General features: G+C 65.3%; 16 protein-coding genes. 12 read left to right on the top strand and 4 right to left on the bottom strand.

The genetic code is table 11. From position 1 onward, the window contains the following. Positions 1-157: 157 nt before the first annotated feature. Positions 158-1,954: a glucan ABC transporter ATP-binding protein/ permease gene (locus tag AC3WLX_RS18180; RefSeq protein WP_492336968.1), complete on the bottom strand. Its 1,797-nt coding sequence runs from the start codon at positions 1,952-1,954 to the stop codon at positions 158-160. Between the two features lie 82 nt (positions 1,955-2,036). Then, positions 2,037-3,077: an ABC transporter substrate-binding protein gene (locus AC3WLX_RS18175; protein ID WP_492336967.1), complete on the bottom strand. Its 1,041-nt coding sequence runs from the start codon at positions 3,075-3,077 to the stop codon at positions 2,037-2,039. A gap of 227 nt (positions 3,078-3,304) precedes the next feature. Here AC3WLX_RS18175 and AC3WLX_RS18170 point away from each other — a divergent pair, with 227 nt between their 5' ends. The 7 genes from AC3WLX_RS18170 to AC3WLX_RS18140 all read left to right on the top strand — a co-directional run bounded on the left by AC3WLX_RS18170 (position 3,305) and on the right by AC3WLX_RS18140 (position 9,040). Further along, positions 3,305-3,670 carry a hypothetical protein gene (locus tag AC3WLX_RS18170; protein WP_291628937.1) on the top strand — a complete coding sequence of 122 codons (366 nt, stop codon included), beginning with the start codon at positions 3,305-3,307 and terminating at the stop codon, positions 3,668-3,670. Positions 3,671-3,787: 117 nt separating this feature from the next. After that, a complete protein-coding gene (gene hisE, locus AC3WLX_RS18165; RefSeq protein ID WP_492336966.1) occupies positions 3,788-4,192 on the top strand; it encodes a phosphoribosyl-ATP diphosphatase in 405 nt (134 codons plus the stop codon). A 66-nt stretch (positions 4,193-4,258) separates the two neighbouring features. After that, entirely contained in the window at positions 4,259-4,840 is a 582-nt protein-coding gene (locus AC3WLX_RS18160) for a YqaA family protein (protein WP_492336965.1), read from the top strand. 46 nt (positions 4,841-4,886) lie between these two features. Further along, positions 4,887-5,426, top strand: coding sequence for a hypothetical protein (locus AC3WLX_RS18155; RefSeq protein ID WP_492336964.1), 540 nt, complete (start codon positions 4,887-4,889; stop codon positions 5,424-5,426). Positions 5,427-5,462: 36 nt separating this feature from the next. Beyond that, positions 5,463-6,863: an aspartate ammonia-lyase gene (locus AC3WLX_RS18150; protein WP_492336963.1), complete on the top strand. Its 1,401-nt coding sequence runs from the start codon at positions 5,463-5,465 to the stop codon at positions 6,861-6,863. Positions 6,864-7,119: 256 nt separating this feature from the next. Then, a complete protein-coding gene (locus AC3WLX_RS18145; RefSeq protein WP_291628926.1) occupies positions 7,120-8,088 on the top strand; it encodes an NAD(P)H-dependent flavin oxidoreductase in 969 nt (322 codons plus the stop codon). Between the two features lie 178 nt (positions 8,089-8,266). Further along, on the top strand, positions 8,267-9,040 hold the full coding sequence (locus tag AC3WLX_RS18140) for a thioesterase family protein (RefSeq protein WP_492336962.1): 774 nt from the start codon (positions 8,267-8,269) through the stop codon (positions 9,038-9,040). 6 nt (positions 9,041-9,046) lie between these two features. On the opposite strand, the gene AC3WLX_RS18135 is transcribed toward AC3WLX_RS18140, so the two are convergent. Continuing rightward, complete coding sequence (locus tag AC3WLX_RS18135) at positions 9,047-10,609, bottom strand: AMP-binding protein (RefSeq protein WP_492336961.1); 1,563 nt, start codon at positions 10,607-10,609, stop codon at positions 9,047-9,049. 108 nt (positions 10,610-10,717) lie between these two features. On the opposite strand from AC3WLX_RS18135, the gene AC3WLX_RS18130 reads away from it, so the two are divergent. From AC3WLX_RS18130 to AC3WLX_RS18115, 4 genes are all read left to right on the top strand, one after another. Next, positions 10,718-11,722: an NAD(P)H-dependent flavin oxidoreductase gene (locus tag AC3WLX_RS18130; RefSeq protein ID WP_492336960.1), complete on the top strand. Its 1,005-nt coding sequence runs from the start codon at positions 10,718-10,720 to the stop codon at positions 11,720-11,722. Positions 11,723-11,820: 98 nt separating this feature from the next. Continuing rightward, the gene (locus AC3WLX_RS18125; RefSeq protein WP_291621610.1) at positions 11,821-12,069 is read left to right on the top strand and encodes a hypothetical protein; all 249 of its coding nucleotides are present in this window, start codon (positions 11,821-11,823) and stop codon (positions 12,067-12,069) included. Positions 12,070-12,204: 135 nt separating this feature from the next. Then, positions 12,205-12,918, top strand: a complete 714-nt coding sequence (locus AC3WLX_RS18120; RefSeq protein ID WP_291621612.1) for a hypothetical protein — start codon at positions 12,205-12,207, stop codon at positions 12,916-12,918. 87 nt (positions 12,919-13,005) lie between these two features. Then, positions 13,006-13,695: a hypothetical protein gene (locus AC3WLX_RS18115; protein WP_492336959.1), complete on the top strand. Its 690-nt coding sequence runs from the start codon at positions 13,006-13,008 to the stop codon at positions 13,693-13,695. 59 nt (positions 13,696-13,754) lie between these two features. Here AC3WLX_RS18115 and AC3WLX_RS18110 read toward each other — a convergent pair whose 3' ends face one another. Continuing rightward, complete coding sequence (locus AC3WLX_RS18110) at positions 13,755-15,311, bottom strand: winged helix-turn-helix domain-containing tetratricopeptide repeat protein (protein WP_492336958.1); 1,557 nt, start codon at positions 15,309-15,311, stop codon at positions 13,755-13,757. Between the two features lie 312 nt (positions 15,312-15,623). Between AC3WLX_RS18110 and pcaB the strand changes: the two genes are divergently transcribed. Then, the gene (gene pcaB, locus AC3WLX_RS18105) at positions 15,624-16,985 is read left to right on the top strand and encodes a 3-carboxy-cis,cis-muconate cycloisomerase (RefSeq protein ID WP_492336957.1); all 1,362 of its coding nucleotides are present in this window, start codon (positions 15,624-15,626) and stop codon (positions 16,983-16,985) included. Positions 16,986-17,071 lie beyond the last annotated feature (86 nt).

Below are 17,071 nucleotides of genomic sequence, written 5' to 3'. Positions count from 1 at the left end.
ATGAGGCCGGCTCTCGTGGTCTGAGTGTCGGTTCTGAAATCCAGCGCCGCCGCTTGCGGCGCCGCAAACCTATACCGGCTGGTGCGTCGAGAATAGGGGATCTGTGCGGTATTCCGCAACGAAGTAGGCCGAATTTCGACGGTCCTCCCGGGACTTGCTAGGGGGAATTGACGGCTGTCGCGGCAGCCTCGGCGGCCGTCACACTGGCCCGTGCGTTCTCCTGCACCATGAACTGGGCCTTGGCCATCTCGGCGAAATGGCCGCCCTTGGCCACGAGTTCATCGAAAGTTCCACTTTCGATCACGCGCCCATTTTCGAACACCAGGATCCGCGTGGCGTTGCGGATGGTGGAGAGGCGATGGGCGATCACGAAGGTGGTGCGGCCCTTCATCACTTCGTCGAGAGCGGCGTTGACCTTGACCTCGGTGACGGCGTCGAGCGCGCTGGTCGCCTCGTCAAGGATCAGGATCGGGGGGTCCTTCAGCAGCGCGCGGGCGATGGACAGGCGCTGGCGCTCGCCACCGGAGAGCATGCGGCCGCGTTCGCCGGCATTGGTCTCGAAGCTGCCGCTGCGCTCGATGAACTCGAGCGCCTGCGCCCGCTCGGCCGCTTTGCGCATCTCGGCTTCGGTCGCGTCCGGCTTACCGACGCGCAGATTCTCCGCGATCGACCGGTTGAACAGCAGCGCTTCCTGGAACACCACGCCGATGTTCCGCCGCAGGGAGGCCAGCGTCACCCCGCGCAGGTCCATGCCGTCGATCTTGATGACGCCCGATTGCGGATCGAAGGCGCGGTGCAACAGCGCAATCGCGGTCGACTTGCCGGCGCCCGTCGGGCCGACCAGTGCAATGGTCTGGCCGGGCAGCGCGGTAAAGGTGAGGTCCTCGATCGCCGGCCGCTTGCCGTCATAGGAGAACGTGACGTCGTTGAACTCGACGAGGCCCGACAGCCTTCCGGCATCGATCGCGTCGGGCCGGTCGTGCACCGCGGGCACGGCGTCGAGCACGTTGAAGAACTCGCGCAGGCGCGGGGCTTCCATGAACACGTTGTTGATGAAGCTCACGACCTGCTCGAGCTTCTGGATCAGCATCGTCGCGAAGCTCACGAACATCACGATCTCGCCGACGGATGTCAGCCCCTGGCCGTGCAGTGCGATGCCGAAGGTGAAGATCGCCAGCACCGTGATGGTGGTCGAGGCGCGCGTGATCACCGTCACCAGCGCCCACCAGGACAGCACCGGCATCTGCGCGGCGAGCAGCTCGTCGGCGACAGAGCGCAGCCCCTTGACCTCGGATTCGACGCGCACGAAGCTTTGCACCAGCGCGACGTTGCCGAGCGCATCCGAAGCGCGCGCGGAGAGTTCGCTGTAGCGCTCCTCGACCTCCATCTGCATGCCGAAGGTCTTGCGCACCACGAAGGTCGTCAGCGCGGTGAAGACGATGCAGAGCACGAATAGCAGGATCGCGAGCCGCCAGTTCAAATAGAGCGACAACGGCAGCAGCACCACGACCGAGAGGATCGCGGCAAAGTGCTCGCGGAAGAAGCCGAGCCACAGCCGCCACAGCGCGTCAGTGCCGTTGAGCATCACCTTCATCAGCCGGCCCGAATGAGTGCCGGAGTGAAACGTCAACGGCAGTTGCAGGATGTGCTCGAAATAATCGGTCAGCACCGCCTGGCGCTGGCGGTGCGAAAGCCGGTCTGCCTGCAAGGCCACCACCGCGCTGCACGCGATGGTGAAGAGCCCGAACGCGACCCAGGCGGCCAGGAACGGCCAGGCCGAGTTGGAGCCTGCTACCGTCTTGCCCGAGAGTACGTCGATGATCCGGCCGAACAGCACGGGCTCGGCGAATTGCGAGCCTGCGAGCAGCAGATTGGCGACCGCGAGCAGCCAGCCCAGCCGCGCCTCCTTGCCGAGCAGCTCGATGACGCGGGTGTAGAGACGGAGGATGGACATGCGGACGAGGAATCGGTGGACAATGGAGCCCTTAGTCTAAACAGGGATCGCGGCCGCATACAGCGGAAGCTTTTGGTTTTGCTCAGTTGAGCAGCCGCTCCCCGACCGGCGGCAGGAATTGCCCGTCGAAGACATCGCGCGCGACCGGGCGTTTGCGGAATTTGAAGTCCTGCGCGATCTGGCCGATCGAGCGCTCGAGGCGCGCCGGGTCGATGCCGCCGAGGCCATTGCGCCTGACCTCGTCGGTCAGGATGTTATCGGCAAGGACAGTGCGCAGGCGGTCAAGCTCGAGGTTGCGGTCGCCGCCCTCGATGCGGCTCGCGGCCTCTTCCGCCGCGCGCGCCGGCTCCCTGACGGCGGCGTTGATGCCGGCGACCAGGGCGCGGAGGAAACCCTTCACGGCATCCGGCTTTGCTGCGGCGAAGGCCGGGCTGGCCACCACGGCAAAGCCGTAGGCCTCGCAGCCATAGTCCGAAAAGCGCATCACGACGAGATCGGCTCCGGGCACGCCGCGATCGCGCAGGTTCACCGCCGAGAGATAGCTGAAGCCGGCCACGGCATCGACCTGTCCCGCGGACAGGATCGGCTCCCGCACCGCCGCACTGATTTTGTGGAATTTGATCCGCGATGCGTTGATGCCGTTGTGCTGCGCCAGCGCCGGCCACAGCCGCATCGACAGATCGCCATCGGCGACGCTGACGGACTTGCCGTCGAGATCGGTCAGAAGGTGAATGCCGCGGCTCTTGCGCGCGATGATCGCGTAAGGAGCGCGGTTGAACAGCACAAACACCGCCTTGACCGGCATGGCGTCGTCCTTGTCACGAAACCGGATCAGCTCGTTGATGTCGACCAGCGCAAGCTCGCTGTCGCCTTTGGCGACGCGTGCGAGCGCTTCCGGCGATCCGGACGCGGTGGTGAAGGATACGTTGAGATGCTCGGCGCCGAAGCGGCCGTCTTTTGCTGCAAGGAAGAATGGCGCCACGCTCGCATCGATCGGACGGTCGAAAGTGAACTGGACCGCGCTGACGCTCTCGGCCGCAATGGCCTCGTGCGCAGTCGATGCGGCGAGCGAGATTGCGAGGGCCAGCAGGCCGTGAAGGGCGATCGTCTTGAATCCTGCCATCGATAGCGCCGGTCCGCATTGTTATGATTTCGTGACGCTCGCAGCGCCGGCCCGCAACGAGCGTGCGCGCACCAACATGAACGGCGGATGAGCGGCGTTGCGGCATCGTTACGCAACCCCGTTCAGCTTGTGTTGGGGGTGGGGAACCCAAATTAGGTCATGCGGGTTTGAGAGGCATGAGCCTGTCCGCAGGCGTCTATTTCAGGTCCCAAAGGAGGGCCCAAGACATGTTCGAGCGATTCTCCAAGTTTGCGGGCCGAAAGGCCGTTCTGGCCACCGCGGCGGCGCTTGCGCTGACCGCAATTGCCCCGACCGCTTCCTATGCAGGCGGCCGCCACTGGCACGGCGGCGGCGGCGGCGCGGCCGCGGCTGCGGCATTCGCTGCCATCGGCACCGGTCTTGCCATCGCCGCGTCCCGTGACGCCTACGCCTATGATTACGGTCCGGGCTATGGCTACGGTGGTCCCGTCTATTACAGCCGCCCTGCCTACGGTCCCTATTACGGTCCGGGCCCGAACTTCCAGTATCAGCGCTATGGCGGCACCGCTCCGTCCGAGTATTGCGGCCAGGGCTACTATCAGAACTGCTACTAACCCCGGTAATTCATGGGTTGACCATAACGGGCCGTCGCGATTGCCGTGGCGGCCCGTTTTCTGCTTTTATTGTCGTGCGTTAACACGCCCGCCATTTGTTTAGAGTAGTTTGAGTACATGAGTGATTCGCTTGAGCGGCTTTACCTGGCTGTGCTCGCGGCCAGGCATCTTGATCCGGCAACATCGCGCACTGCCCGGCTGTTTCAGCGCGGGCCTTCCAAAATGGCGAAGAAACTGGCCGAAGAGGCCATTGAAGTCGTCATCGATGCGGTCAACGGCGACAGCGAGGCCGTGATCCGGGAAAGCGCCGATCTGCTCTACAATCTCACCGTGCTGTGGGCTTCGGCCGGAGTGCGGCCCGAGGACGTCTGGCGCGAGATGAGCCGGCGTGAAGACATGCTCGGCATTGCGGAGAAGCTGCCGAAATCACCCATGAAGTTGCCCAAAGTCGCGTCACCGCGCGTTGCGGCCAGGCGGCCAATTGTCGCGCTCGAAGGGCGCGCGGCGCGCAAGCGCCACTAGAATCCTCACGTTTCGCCTCAATCTCGGCATGGACAAATCCGTCCCGTGGTGCTTCATCGCGGCGCCATGCTGAAACGTATCTACGACTGGTGCATCGACGCCGCCCATAAACCCTACGCACTCTGGATTATGGGCATGGTGTCTTTCGCCGAAAGCTCCTTCTTTCCGGTCCCGCCGGATGTGATGCTGATTCCGATGTCGCTGGCGCGTCCGCAGCGCGCCTGGCTCTATGCCACGGTCTGCACCGCGACCTCCGTGCTCGGCGGCGTGGTCGGCTATGCCATCGGCGCGCTGCTCTACGATTCTGTCGGCCAGTGGTTGATCCACTTCTATGGGCTTGGCGGCAAAATGGATGCGTTTCGCGAATCCTACGCCGCGTACGGCGCCCTTATCATTATCGGTAAGGGTGTTACGCCGATCCCATATAAGCTCATTACAATTGCGTCGGGCTTTGCTGGTTACAACATCTGGCTGTTTATATTGTGTTCCATCGTTGCCCGCGGCATTCGATTCTTCCTCGTGGCGATCCTGCTCAACCGCTATGGCGACTGGATCCGGGTCCGGATCGAACGGCATCTCGGTCTTGTCGTGGCGGTCGGCGCCGCGGTGCTGGTGCTCGGCTTCGTCGTGGCGATCAAGCTGATCTAAAGCTCTGCGCTTTGCCGCTGCATCCGGTTCGGCTACGGTTGGGGTCATGACGGATCGATCCGGCCATCCGGTCCTGCGACCGGCAACACTGACGCTTGCGATGCTTTCGCTCCTGCTCGGTGCCGGCGGGGCGGGATGGACGCAATCTGCGCCGCCCTCGCTCGGCCTCCGGGAGCAGGGGACGCAGGCCGCGCCGCCACCATCTTCACCCGCTCCCTCTGCGCCGCCGGCGGCAGCGGAGAATCCCGGACTGATCAACGAGATGGGCAAGCTGTTCGACAAGCTGCCCTCGCTCTTGCCGCCGATCAAAAGCCCCAGCGAAACCATGAATGACCTGTCGCGGCTGGCCAAGCCCTCGACCATGGTGTCGGGGCGGGTGGCTTGCCCGGTCTCCTCCAACGGCGCGCCCGACTGCAAGCAGGCGGCCGATCAACTCTGCCAGGGCAAGGGGTACAGGGAGGGCAAGTCCCTGAACGCCGACTCCTCCGAAAAATGCTCGGCCAAGGTCCTGATCCCAGGCCGGCAGCGTAAGCCGGACGACTGCCGCACCGATACTTTCGTGACCAGTGCACTATGTCAGAACTGACGTGATGGTCGCGCGCGCAAGCAGCAAGGAGCGCCAATGAGCCGGACGGAGCAGGACTTCCTCGGACAGCGTGAGATCGCCGACGACATCTATTACGGCGTCCAGACCATCCGGGGTAAGGAGAACTTCCACATCACCGGCATTCCGATGAACCAGGAGCCTTACTTCGTGAAGGCGCTTGGCTACGTCAAGAAGGCCGCCGCCATGGCCAATCGCGATCTCGGCGCGATCGACGCCAGGATCGCGGATGCCATCATCCTCGGCTGCGACCGCGTCATCGCCGGCGACATGATGGATCAGTTCGTCACCGATTTCATCCAGGGCGGTGCCGGCACCTCCACCAACATGAACGCCAACGAGGTGATCGCGAACCTCGCGCTGGAAGCGCTCGGCTTCGCCAAGGGCGACTACCAGCACGTCAGTCCGAACGATCACGTCAATTACGGCCAGTCGACCAACGACACCTATCCGACCGCCTTTCGCCTGGCGCTGATCCTGCGGCTCGAGAGCTACATGACCGCGCTGCGCCAGCTCCAGGAGGCCTTCTTCGCCAAGGGCCGCGAGTTCGACCGCGTGCTGAAGATGGGGCGTACGCATCTGCAGGATGCCGTGCCGATGTCGCTCGGGGCGGAATTTCGCGGCTGGGGCACCACGATCGGCGAGGAGGTCGATCGCATCTCGGAAGCCCGCGCGCTGCTGCGCGAGATCAATCTCGGCGCCACCGCGATCGGCACCTCCGTCACGGCCGCGGCCGGTTACCCCAGGCTCGCGGTCCGGCATCTGAGCGCGCTGACCGGCGTCGACTTCATCCTCGCCGGCGATCTCGTCGAGGCGACCTCGGACACCGGCGCCTATGTGCAGCTCTCGGGCGTGCTCAAGCGCACGGCGAGCAAGCTGACGAAGATCTGCAACGACATCCGCCTGCTCGCCTCGGGCCCGCGCGCCGGCTTCAACGAGATCAACCTGCCGCAGCTGCAGCCTGGCTCGTCGATCATGCCCGGCAAGGTCAATCCCGTGATCCCCGAGGTGGTCAACCAGACCAGCTTCCTGGTGATCGGGCTCGACACCACGGTGACGCTCGCGGCCTCGGCCGGCCAGCTCCAGCTCAACGTGATGGAGCCGGTGATCTCGTTCGCGCTGTTCTTCTCGATCCTCACCATGGAGCGCGCGGTCAACAGCCTGCGCGAAAATTGCGTCGTCGGCATCACCGCCAACGAGGAGCACACCCGCAACATGGTGCTGAACTCGCTCGGCATCGTCACGGTGCTGAAGCCGCTGCTCGGCTACAAGCAATGCGCCGAGATCGCGCGCGAGGGCTACAAGACGGGCAAGTCGCTGCACCAGATCGTGGTGGTCGAGCGCAAGCTGCTGACTCAGGAGAAGTGGGACGAGATGTTCTCGTTCGAGCGGCTGATCAATCCGGATCTGATCGACTAGGGGCTGGTCTCCCTTTCGTCATTCCGGGGCGCGAAGCGCGAACCCGGAATCCATCTTGCCGCATGTGCTGACGCCCAATGGATTCCGGGCTCGACGCTTCGCGCCGTCCCGGAATGACGAGAGGCGAATTCCGCAGCTAGGAATTGGCGGCCGCCTTCGCCCCGACGCCAAAACGCAATACTTGACAGTGGAAAGATTGCCTTGTTGGTATGGTGCTCAACCTTCCATTGACCGGCCAACAGAGGATCGCTCCGCAATGTCCATGCCTGCCCTGTTCAAAGGGCGCCTGTCGATCCCCGTGATCGGCTCGCCGCTCTTCATCATCTCGGTGCCCGATCTCGTGATCGCGCAGTGCAAGGCGGGTGTGGTCGGCTCGTTTCCGTCGCTCAATGCGCGGCCGCCGGAGCTGCTCGACGAATGGCTGGCACGGATCACCGAGGAGCTCGCGGCCTATGACCGCGCGCATCCCGACAGGCCGTCGGCGCCGTTCGCGGTCAACCAGATCGTGCACAAGTCGAACAACCGGCTCGATCACGACATGCAGCTCTGTGCCAAGTACAAGGTGCCGATGGTCATCTCCTCGCTCGGTGCGCGCGAGGAGCTCAACCAGGCGGTGCACGGCTGGGGCGGCATCGTCTTCCACGACGTGATCAACCAGAAATTCGCGCACAAGGCGATCGAGAAGGGCGCCGACGGCCTGATCCTGGTTGCGGCCGGCGCCGGCGGCCATGCCGGCACCATCTCGCCGCTCGCCTTCGTCGCCGAGACGCGACAGTGGTTCGACGGCCCGATCGCGCTGTCGGGCGCCATCGGCAACGGCAAGGCGATCCGCGCCGCGCGCATCCTGGGGGCCGACTTCGCCTATATCGGCTCGGCCTTCATCGCGACCAAGGAGGCCAACGCGGTCGAGAAGTACAAGGAGATGATCGCGGGCTCCAGCGCCGACGACATCGTCTACTCCAATCTCTTCACCGGCGTGCACGGCAATTACCTGAAGCCGTCGATCCTCGCGGCCGGCATGGATCCCGAAAACCTGCCGACCTCGGATCCGTCCAAGATGAATTTCGGCACCGACGCTTCCGGCGAGCGCGCCAAGCCGAAGGCCTGGAAGGAAATCTGGGGAAGCGGCCAGGGCATCGGCAGCATCGACAAGGTCGTGCCGGCGGCCGAGTTGATCGCGCGCTTCAAGAAGGAGTACGAGGAAGCGATCGATCCGCCGCTATGAGCTATTGTCGTCCCGGACAAGCGAAGCCCAGATCCGGGACCCATAACCACAGGGAGTAGTTTGGCGAAGACTCGTGGATACTGGTTTCGCGCCGCCACTTCTCCCTGGGAATATGGGTCCCCGCCTTCGCGGGGACGACACTTTTTTCTGAACTCCGATCGTGCATCACAGAGAACATATGACCGCCATCTACCGCGTCGACGGCAACAGCGTCGTCACCAGCCCTGATGCGGCCGGTCCCTGGGACCGGCGCATGCAGCACGGCTCGGCCCCGGCTTCGCTGGTGACGTGGGCGGCAGAACGCATCCCGACAGCGGCGCCGATGGAGATCGCGCGCGTCACCATCGATCTGATGCGCCCGGTGCCGGTGGCGCCGCTCACGATCGCGACCGAGGTACTGCGCGAGGGCCGCAAGATCCAGCTCTGCGAGATCAAGCTGCTCGCAGACGGCGTGCAGGTGGTTGGTGCCACCGTGCTCAAGATCAAACGCCAAAGGCAGCCGCTGCCGGACCATGTCAAGGAGCTGCCGGTCACGCTGCCCTTGCCGGAGGACTCGCTGGTCGAGGACGCCCACGCCGCCACCAGCCCGTTCGTGCGATCGGTCTCGATGCGCGCCGCGCGCGGCCGCTTCGGCCAAGCCGGCTCCGGGGCGATCTGGTTTCGCGTCGACCATCCGTTGATCGAGGGCGAGGCCATCTCGCAGGCGATGCGCGCCGTGGTCGCCGCCGACTTCTCCAACGGCACCGCCTCGACGCTGGACTTCCGCGCCTGGACCTACATCAACGCCGACCTCACCGTGAGCTTCGCGCGCCAGCCGGTCGGCGAGTGGATCCTGCTCGACGGCGAATCCTGGATCGGCCCCGACGGCGCCGGCCTTGCGATGTCGCGGCTGGCGGACAGGCTGGGCTATTTCGGGCGCGCGGTGCAGAGCCTGGTGATCGAGAAGAGGTAACGGCGCTCACCCCACCATCCGGTCCCGCCCGCTCCAGAAGCCAGCGCGCAGCACTTTCTTGTCGACCTTGCCGACGCCGGTCATCGGCAATTGCTTGACGAACTGGATCTGCTTCGGCGCATGCGCCGGGCCTTTTCGCGCCTTCACCAGATTGATCAGCTCGTCCGGGTCGGGCCTTGCGCCCTCGCGCGGCACAACGATGGCGGTGACCGCCTCGCCCCATTTCTCGTCGGGAATGCCGACGACGGCGACCATCGCGACATCAGCGTGCTGCGACAGCACGTCCTCGACCTCGCGCGGGAAGATGTTGAAGCCGCCGCTGACGATCATGTCCTTCTTGCGGTCGAGGATGAACATGTAGCCGCGCTCGTCCCTGCGCGCGATGTCACCGGTGTGGACCCAGCCATTTTTCAGCGTCTCGGCGGTGATGTCGGGCCGCTTCCAGTACTCCGCCATCACGTGCGGCGCGCGCACGCAGATCTCGCCGGCCTCGCCCGTCTTCACCTCCTGGTCGTCGTCGTCGAGGATCCTGACTTCGCAGGCCGCGATCGGGAAGCCGCAGGACAGGAACAGCTCCGGGGTGTTCGGATCGTGATCGGCCTTGCGCAGCACCGAGACGGGATAGCATTCGGTCTGTCCGTAGAGCTGCGAGAACACGGGGCCGATGCGTTCGATGCCTTCGAGCAGCCGGCTCGGCGACATCGCCGATGCCCCGTAGAGCACCAGCTCGAGCGAGGAGAGATCGGTTTTGCCGAGCGCGGGCTGATCGAGCAGCACGTAGATCATGGTCGGAACGAACAGCGTGAAGTTGATGCGCTCGCGTGCGATCGTCGTCAGCACCGCCTCGGGGTCGAAGCCTTTCAGCATGTGCACGGTGCCGCCGCGCATCAGGGTCGGCAGCACCTTCGTGCCCGCGACGTGGCTGATCGGCGCCACCGTGAGATAGCGGGCGGCCTCGGGGATCTCGAAGTCGGCGAGGATCGCGCCCGCCGCGCCGGCATTCTCGCGGTGGTAGCGCAGCGCGCCCTTGGACTTGCCTGTCGTGCCGCCGGTGTAGTTCAGCGTCGCGAGATCGTCGGGGCCGGCGAGGCACAGCGGGCTCGCATGTCCCGCGGTCTCGATCGCGGCCAGGAGATCGACGCCGTAGCCGGCCGGTCCCATGGTGAAGACCGCCTTCAGCCGCTCCGCCCGCGCTGCGAGCTCGCCGCCGCGATCCCGGAAGGCGGCGGCATCCACCACCAGCATCTCGGCCTCGGAATCCTCGAGCTGGAACAGCTGGTCCTCCAGCGATCCCAGCGGATGCAGCCAGGTGATGCAGAGCCGCGCCAATTGCGCGGCGACACCGGCACACCAGGTGTCGGCGCGGTTCGCGGTGAGGAAGGCGACGCGCGCGCCGGGCTGCAGGCCGAGACGCATGAACACGCCCTGGATGCGGCCGATCAGATCGAGCGTGCCCTGACAGCTCAGCGATCCCCCGGGCCAGGCGAACGCGGTGCGGCCGGGATAGCGCGACAGTGCACGTAGCGTCTGCGCACAAGCCGGGGAGGATGCGTGGAGCGGATCAGACATATGTTTCCTCGTCGCTTTGTCACCGGCTTCTTGCGTGCCAATGTTGCGGGCCACGCTAGCACAGAGAATGCGGGAGCAAACGACAAAGCCCGCGAGAGGGAGGCATGCATGCCGCCGGATCGACTGCACCGCGTTCGCGACCGTCTTCGTCTGCCGCTGATCGCGGCGCCGATGTTTCTGATCTCGGGCGTCGAGCTCGTGGTCGCCGCCTGCCGCAACGGGGTCATCGGCAGCTTTCCCACTGCGAATTGCCGCGGCACGGAACAGCTCGAGGAATGGCTCACGGAGATTGAGACGCGGTTGCGGCAGCACGAGGAGCAAACCAGCAGCAAGGCCGCGCCGCTCTGCCCGAACCTGATCGTGCACCATTCCAACCCGCGGCTGGGGCAGGATCTCGCCGTGCTGCTGCGGCACAGGCCGGAGATCGTCATCACCTCGGTCGGCTCACCCGCGCCGGTGCTGAAGCCGCTGCATGATGTCGGCGCTTTGGTGCTGGCGGATGTCGCCTCGATCCGTCACGCCGAACGTGCGGCCGAAGCGGGCGCCGACGGGCTGGTGCTGCTGACCGCCGGCGCCGGCGGCCAGACCGGCTGGCTCAATCCATTCGCCTTCGTCCGCGCGGTCCGCGCATTCTATGACGGCATCATCGTGCTTGCAGGCGGCATCAGCGACGGCCAGGCGCTGCATGCCGCCGAAGTGCTGGGCTGCGATCTCGCCTATATGGGGACCAAGTTCATCGCGACGCGGGAGAGCATGGCGGATGACCGCTACAAGCGGATGCTGGTCGACAGCAGTGCCGACGATGTCCTGCTCACCACCGCGTTCACGGGCTTGCAGACCAACATGCTGAGGCCGTCGATCGTCGCGGCCGGGCTTGATCCGGACGACCTGCCGGCGCGCGGCGCAATCGACATCGCCAAGGACATCGACGTCGCCGCACGCGAGAATCGGCCGAAGCGCTGGCGCGACATCTGGAGCGCCGGCCACTCCGCATCGGGGGTGACGGACGTGCTCGCCGTCGGCGAACTCGTCGCGCGGACAGCCGCCGAATATCGTGAGGCGGGGGGACGGCAGGCCGTGCGTGACCAGCCGCCATCTCCCGATCACGGTTAATTCCGCGCTCTCCGGCCTCGCCCATTTAACGGCAGATTAACCATCGCCCGCCAAGAATCCCTTCACGGCCGCCAATCAGGACGAGAGGGGGACAGGCGATGGATTTTGACTATCTCAACAGCAAGACAGCCGCGACGCTGGATGAAATCCGCGTCCGGGTGGCCCATGCGCTGGCCCGTCACCCGCTGTGCCGCAACGTCCGCTTCGACGTCGTCAGCGTTCCCCGGACCCGCCGCGGCGGCAATTGGACGGTGACGCTGCAATCGGTCGAGCCGCGTGCGGTCTGGGAGGCCTCGGAAATCGTCGCCGACATCCAGGATGCCTACGACCTGGCAGCAGCCGCCTGATTTCGTTGGCACTTTTAGAGGGTGTCGCCGGCGGCACAGCGATTGTCGCAACGAAGGCACACTCAAGCCATAATTCGTGCCCTTTTTCCCGGCAACGTTAACAAAGTCGTGAAGCGGTCGCTCCCGGAGAGACGTTTGTCCAAAGCCATCACCATCACCGTGTTGACCTGCTTTCTCGTCCTCGGCGCAGCGACGACCGCCATTCTCGGCCGCGACAGCGTACCCAGTGTCAGCGCGGAGATGATTTCGGAGCCGCCTGCGGCCAAGCCGCTCGCCACCAATCGCGCCGCCAAGGCCGACCGTCTGATTCCGACTTTGGCACTGGCCTCGGCCGCATTCGAGCCGGTCCAGGTCGCCGCCGACAAGCTCGCCCAGGCTCCGGTCCTGGCCGAGCCGCTGCGCCAGGCCTTTGCCGCCGCCACGCCCTCCGACTTCCCGATGCCGAAACCGAGCCTGCACGAGGCGCCCGCCGCGGCGGAGGTTCCCACCGTCGAGGTCCCCGCGGCCAAGCCGAAGGTGGCGGTCAAGCCGCCGCCGCAGAGGAACTATACGCTGCTGTCCGACGCACAGATCTCGGGCATCAGGGATCGCCTGAAGCTCTCGTCGTCGCAGGAATATTATTGGCCATCGGTCGAGACCGCGCTCCGCAACGTCGTCCGCAAGATTTCGGCCAACAAGCTCTCCAACCCGAATGCGCCGGGCGTGCCGATCGATCCGAATTGCGACGAGGTCCAGCAGTTGAAGTCGGCGGCAATGCCGCTGCTGTTCCAGTTGCGTGACGACCAGAAGGAAGAAGTGCGCAAGCTCGCCCGCATCATCGGGCTGGAGAAGGTCGCGCAGCAGATCTGATGCGCAAGTTCCTTCGGGAACTGCTTCGCGTACCAGGAACATCCGGCAATCAACGTGCGTTGCTCGCCCTATAGAGGGAGTGGATCAATGCGCGCCTCGACAGCCTATTTTGTCGGTGCCGGAACCATCGTCGCGGCCATCGCCATCGGTCTCGGCGGCGGCATCGTCGCCGGCAACATCATGAACCCGGTTACGCCCAAGCAGGGCCCGGACACCAGCAAGCTGGCACAACGCACGGAAACTCCGGTGACGGCGACCACCAATGCGCCGTCCGAGCGGGTGAACTATCTCACCGGCTCGCAGGCCTTCGGCACGCTCGTCGCGGCGCCCGCTCAGGCCGCAGCAAAGCCCGAAGCCGTAAAGCCTGACACGCAAACGCCGCAAGCGAATGCTGGCCCCCCGGCGCCGCAGCCCTCGCAGGCCGCTGCAGTCGAGCCGCCCAGGCCCGCCCCTGCATCGTCACCGCCGCAGCCCGCAAAGCCGGCCGAGCAAGTGGCGTCGACCGAGCCGTCGCCGGCGTTGAACAATGCTTACGCCAAGGCCAGGGAGTCGGACGTGAGGCGCGCGGCGACCGAACGACGCCGAGCCGAGCGTCGTGAGCGATGGACCGAGCGCCGCTATTCTTCCGAGTCCCGCGAGCCGCGCGGCATGCGCGATCGCACCGATTGGGACGACGTCGCGCGCAACATCCGCGAAGACTCCGAGTCGCGCGACTACGCCGGCCGTCCGCGCAGCGGCGTTCCGCAAATCAGACTGTTCGGGGCTGACGACGATTAGCGTCTAGACCGCTGCGGCCGTGCACCGAGCAGACGTCCGCGATCCGCATCGCGCCACCGCTATTTGATGCCCGCGCGCCGCAGGCCTTCGAGATAATGCGCACGGTCTTCGTCCCGCAGCATCGGCAGCTCGCGGGTGATCCAGTCAAGAGAGACTTCCGGCTGGGCGCGGCGCAGGCTTTCCAGGGCGGAGGCCGCGAGCACGGGATCGCCGAGCATGCCGGCGGCGGCCGTCAGCACGCGGTGCGCGCCGACGAAATCGCCGCGCTGGCGCAGCGATTCCCGCGCCATCTGGACGGCGCCCTGGTAGTCGCGGCCGACGAAGCGGGCATAGGCCGCAACACCGCAATAGATCGCAGCGAGCGGATCGCGCGGGCTCAGCCGCAGCGCGCGCCGGGCGGCAGCATCGCCGTCCTGCCATCGTCCCGCATAGCACAGCGTCACGCCATGGAAGGCGTGCGCCATCGCGAAATTCGGATTGAGCCTCAAGGCCAATTCGAATTCTGCCAGAGCATCGTCGAAGCGGCGGCGGAACAGATAGGTGTAGGCCAGGCCGTGATGGGCCCAGGCATCCTCGCGATCGGCTTCCACCGCCGCGAGGGCCGCGCGTTCGGCGACCGGCACGGCCGCCGCCATGTCGGCCCACCCCATATGGGCGCCGAACATATGGCTGGTCGCGAGCAGGCCCAGCGCCTTGCCGTAGGCGGGATCGATTGCGACGGCCTGCTCCAATAACCTCTGCGCGGCGGCATTGTCCTCGCGCGTGCTGCGCCAGTAATGCGACAGCGCGCGCATGACGAGGTCCCATGCATCGAGACTGCCCGGCGGCTTCTGCTGGGCGCGAAAGCTCTCGGCGGCATAGAGCTGCGGCTCGATGGCGGCGACGATCGCCTCGGTGATCTCGTCCTGGACGGCGAAGATGTCCGCGAGCTCGCGGTCGTAGCGTTCGGCCCAGAGGTGGCTGCCGGTCGAAACGTCGTTGAGCTGGGCCGAGATGCGGACCCGCTCTCCGCTCCGCCTCACGCTGCCTTCGACCACGTAGCGCACCCCGAGCTCGCGCGCGACCTCGTGGATGTGCACGGCGCGGCCCTTGTAGACGAAGGAGGAGTTGCGCGCGACGACGAAGAACCAGCGCAGCTTGGACAGCGCGGTGATGATGTCCTCGCTAATGCCGTCGGAGAAATAATCCTGCTCGGCTTCGCCGCTCATATTGCTGAAAGGCAGCACCGCGATCGCAGGCCGCTCGGCCAGCGCGAAGGCTGCCTGAGGCGCGGCGATGCGGACCGGCTCCGGCGTGACGGTGCCGAGCTGCGTCTGGACGTCGCCGACGAAACGGAAACCCTTGCGGGTGATGGTGCGGATCAGCGCCTGGCTCGCGCCATCGTCGCCGATCGCCTTGCGCGCGGCGTTGATCCGGCTGGTCAGAGTGGATTCGGAGACGCTGCGCCCGTGCCAGATCTTGTCAATCAGCTCGTCCTTGCTGACCACCCGGTCGCGGTTCTGCATGAGGTGGACGACGAGGTCGAAAACCTGCGGCTCCACGGCAATGGGAACCTGCTCGCGGCTCAGCTCGCGCCGGTCGGTATCCAGAAGATGGTCCCGGAACAGAAACTGCACGTCGAAAACTCAGGCCTCATTGCGAAATCGGTCGAATGAAAAGACAAAATGAAATTTGGGTCGAAAATCATGTGTCTGCCGAAGGGGGCGCTTGGTTCATCGCGATTGCGTGATGGCAGCCATGCCGCCCACGGATGGAATATAAACCCACGACGGGATTTCGTCCTATTTGGACGACGCCATGGGCGTCGTCATTCCAGGGACGCGCTACTTTGGCGTGAGCGGCGAGACTATCGGAGTTTGTCCATTGCCGAACAGCGCCGCCTGCGTAAGGTGCTTTCGCCCCCAAACACGAACCACGAAGAAACGCCCATGCCCGCTTTCCACGCCTCCACCACCGTGCTCGATTCCCTGCTGTTTCGCGACGCCTTCGGCACGCCTGAGATGCGCGAGGTGTTCTCGGACGTCGCGACGATCTCGCGCTATGCCGAGGTCGAGGTGGCGCTGGCGAAGGCGGAGGCCAGATGCGGCGTGATCCCGAAGGACGCCGCCGACCAGATCGCGGCGCGAACGAATGTCGCCGGGCTCGATTTCGATCTTCTCAGGCAGGAGACCGACATCGTCGGCTATCCGATCCTCCCCCTGGTGCATCAGATGGTGAAGCAATGCGGCGAGGCCGGCCGCTACGTGCATTGGGGCGCCACCACGCAGGACATCATGGACACCGCCGTGGTGCTCCAGCTGCGCGCCGCGCTCGAGATCGTCGAGCGCGACATCGCCGTGCTGCGCGGGATTCTCGCCGATCTGTCGAAGCGCCATCGCGACACGGCGATGGCGGGCCGTACCCATCTGCAGCAGGCGTTGCCGGTGACCTTCGGCTACAAGACCGCGATCTGGCTCGCCATGTTCGACCGCCACGCCGAGCGGCTGGCGCAGCTGAAGCCACGGGTGCTGGTCGGCCAGTTCGCCGGTGCTGCCGGAACGCTGGCTTCCCTCGGCGACAAGGGCTTCGAGGTGCAGGAGGCGCTCTGCGTCGAGCTGAAGCTCGGCGTTCCCGTTTCGACCTGGCACGTCGCGCGCGACGGCTTTGCAGAGGCGGTGAATTTCCTGGCGCTCGTCACCGGCTCGCTCGGCAAGATCGCACTCGATATCATGATCATGGCCTCGACGGAGTTCGCCGAGGTCTACGAACCCTTCGTCAAGGGCCGCGGCGCCTCCTCCACCATGCCGCAGAAGCGCAACCCGATTTCGGCGGAGCTGATGCTGGCGGCGTCCAAGGCGGTGCGTCAGCACGCCGGCCTGATGCTCGATGCCATGGTGCAGGATCTCGAGCGTGCCACCGGCCCCTGGCACGCCGAATGGATGGCGATCCCCGAAAGCTTCGTGCTGACCGCCGGAGCGTTGCACCAGGCGAAGTTCGCGCTGGCGGGCCTGATCGTGGACGACGCCAAGATGAACGACAATCTCGCAATCAGCCGCGGCCTGATCGTGGCGGAGGCGGTCATGATGGGGCTTGCGCCGCAGATCGGGCGGCAGGAGGCGCATGACGTGGTCTATGATGCCTGCCGTCAGGCCAACGAGACGGGAATGAGCCTTGCCGATTCGCTCTCCGCAGACACACGGATATCGAGCCGGATCGATCGCGCCACAATCGAGGCGCTCACCTCACCAAGAAATTACCTCGGGCTCGCGCCCGCCATGGTCGACCGGGTGCTGAAATCGGCAACGCGTTGAAAACCAAAATGCGTGAAACCGCGTATCTTTCATGTGTCGCAAGGCGCTCGCATACTTGTGTCTCGTGATGCTAGGCTTAGATTGAG

The sequence above is a fragment of the Bradyrhizobium sp. FW305-F6 genome, assembly GCF_058782905.1.
The sequence above is the reverse complement of the archived record's forward strand: the minus strand, read 5'-3'. Positions and strand labels throughout refer to the sequence as shown.

Coding starts and splice junctions, on each gene's coding strand:
- AC3WLX_RS18135 (WP_492336961.1), bottom strand. CDS start 10,609: ATGTCTGATCCGCTCCACGCATCCTCCCCGGCTTGTGCGCAGACGCTA.
- AC3WLX_RS18115 (WP_492336959.1), top strand. CDS start 13,006: ATGCGCGCCTCGACAGCCTATTTTGTCGGTGCCGGAACCATCGTCGCG.
- AC3WLX_RS18130 (WP_492336960.1), top strand. CDS start 10,718: ATGCCGCCGGATCGACTGCACCGCGTTCGCGACCGTCTTCGTCTGCCG.
- AC3WLX_RS18145 (WP_291628926.1), top strand. CDS start 7,120: ATGTCCATGCCTGCCCTGTTCAAAGGGCGCCTGTCGATCCCCGTGATC.
- AC3WLX_RS18125 (WP_291621610.1), top strand. CDS start 11,821: ATGGATTTTGACTATCTCAACAGCAAGACAGCCGCGACGCTGGATGAA.
- AC3WLX_RS18150 (WP_492336963.1), top strand. CDS start 5,463: ATGAGCCGGACGGAGCAGGACTTCCTCGGACAGCGTGAGATCGCCGAC.
- AC3WLX_RS18140 (WP_492336962.1), top strand. CDS start 8,267: ATGACCGCCATCTACCGCGTCGACGGCAACAGCGTCGTCACCAGCCCT.
- AC3WLX_RS18175 (WP_492336967.1), bottom strand. CDS start 3,077: ATGGCAGGATTCAAGACGATCGCCCTTCACGGCCTGCTGGCCCTCGCA.
- AC3WLX_RS18160 (WP_492336965.1), top strand. CDS start 4,259: ATGCTGAAACGTATCTACGACTGGTGCATCGACGCCGCCCATAAACCC.
- hisE (WP_492336966.1), top strand. CDS start 3,788: ATGAGTGATTCGCTTGAGCGGCTTTACCTGGCTGTGCTCGCGGCCAGG.
- AC3WLX_RS18155 (WP_492336964.1), top strand. CDS start 4,887: ATGACGGATCGATCCGGCCATCCGGTCCTGCGACCGGCAACACTGACG.
- AC3WLX_RS18170 (WP_291628937.1), top strand. CDS start 3,305: ATGTTCGAGCGATTCTCCAAGTTTGCGGGCCGAAAGGCCGTTCTGGCC.
- AC3WLX_RS18180 (WP_492336968.1), bottom strand. CDS start 1,954: ATGTCCATCCTCCGTCTCTACACCCGCGTCATCGAGCTGCTCGGCAAG.
- pcaB (WP_492336957.1), top strand. CDS start 15,624: ATGCCCGCTTTCCACGCCTCCACCACCGTGCTCGATTCCCTGCTGTTT.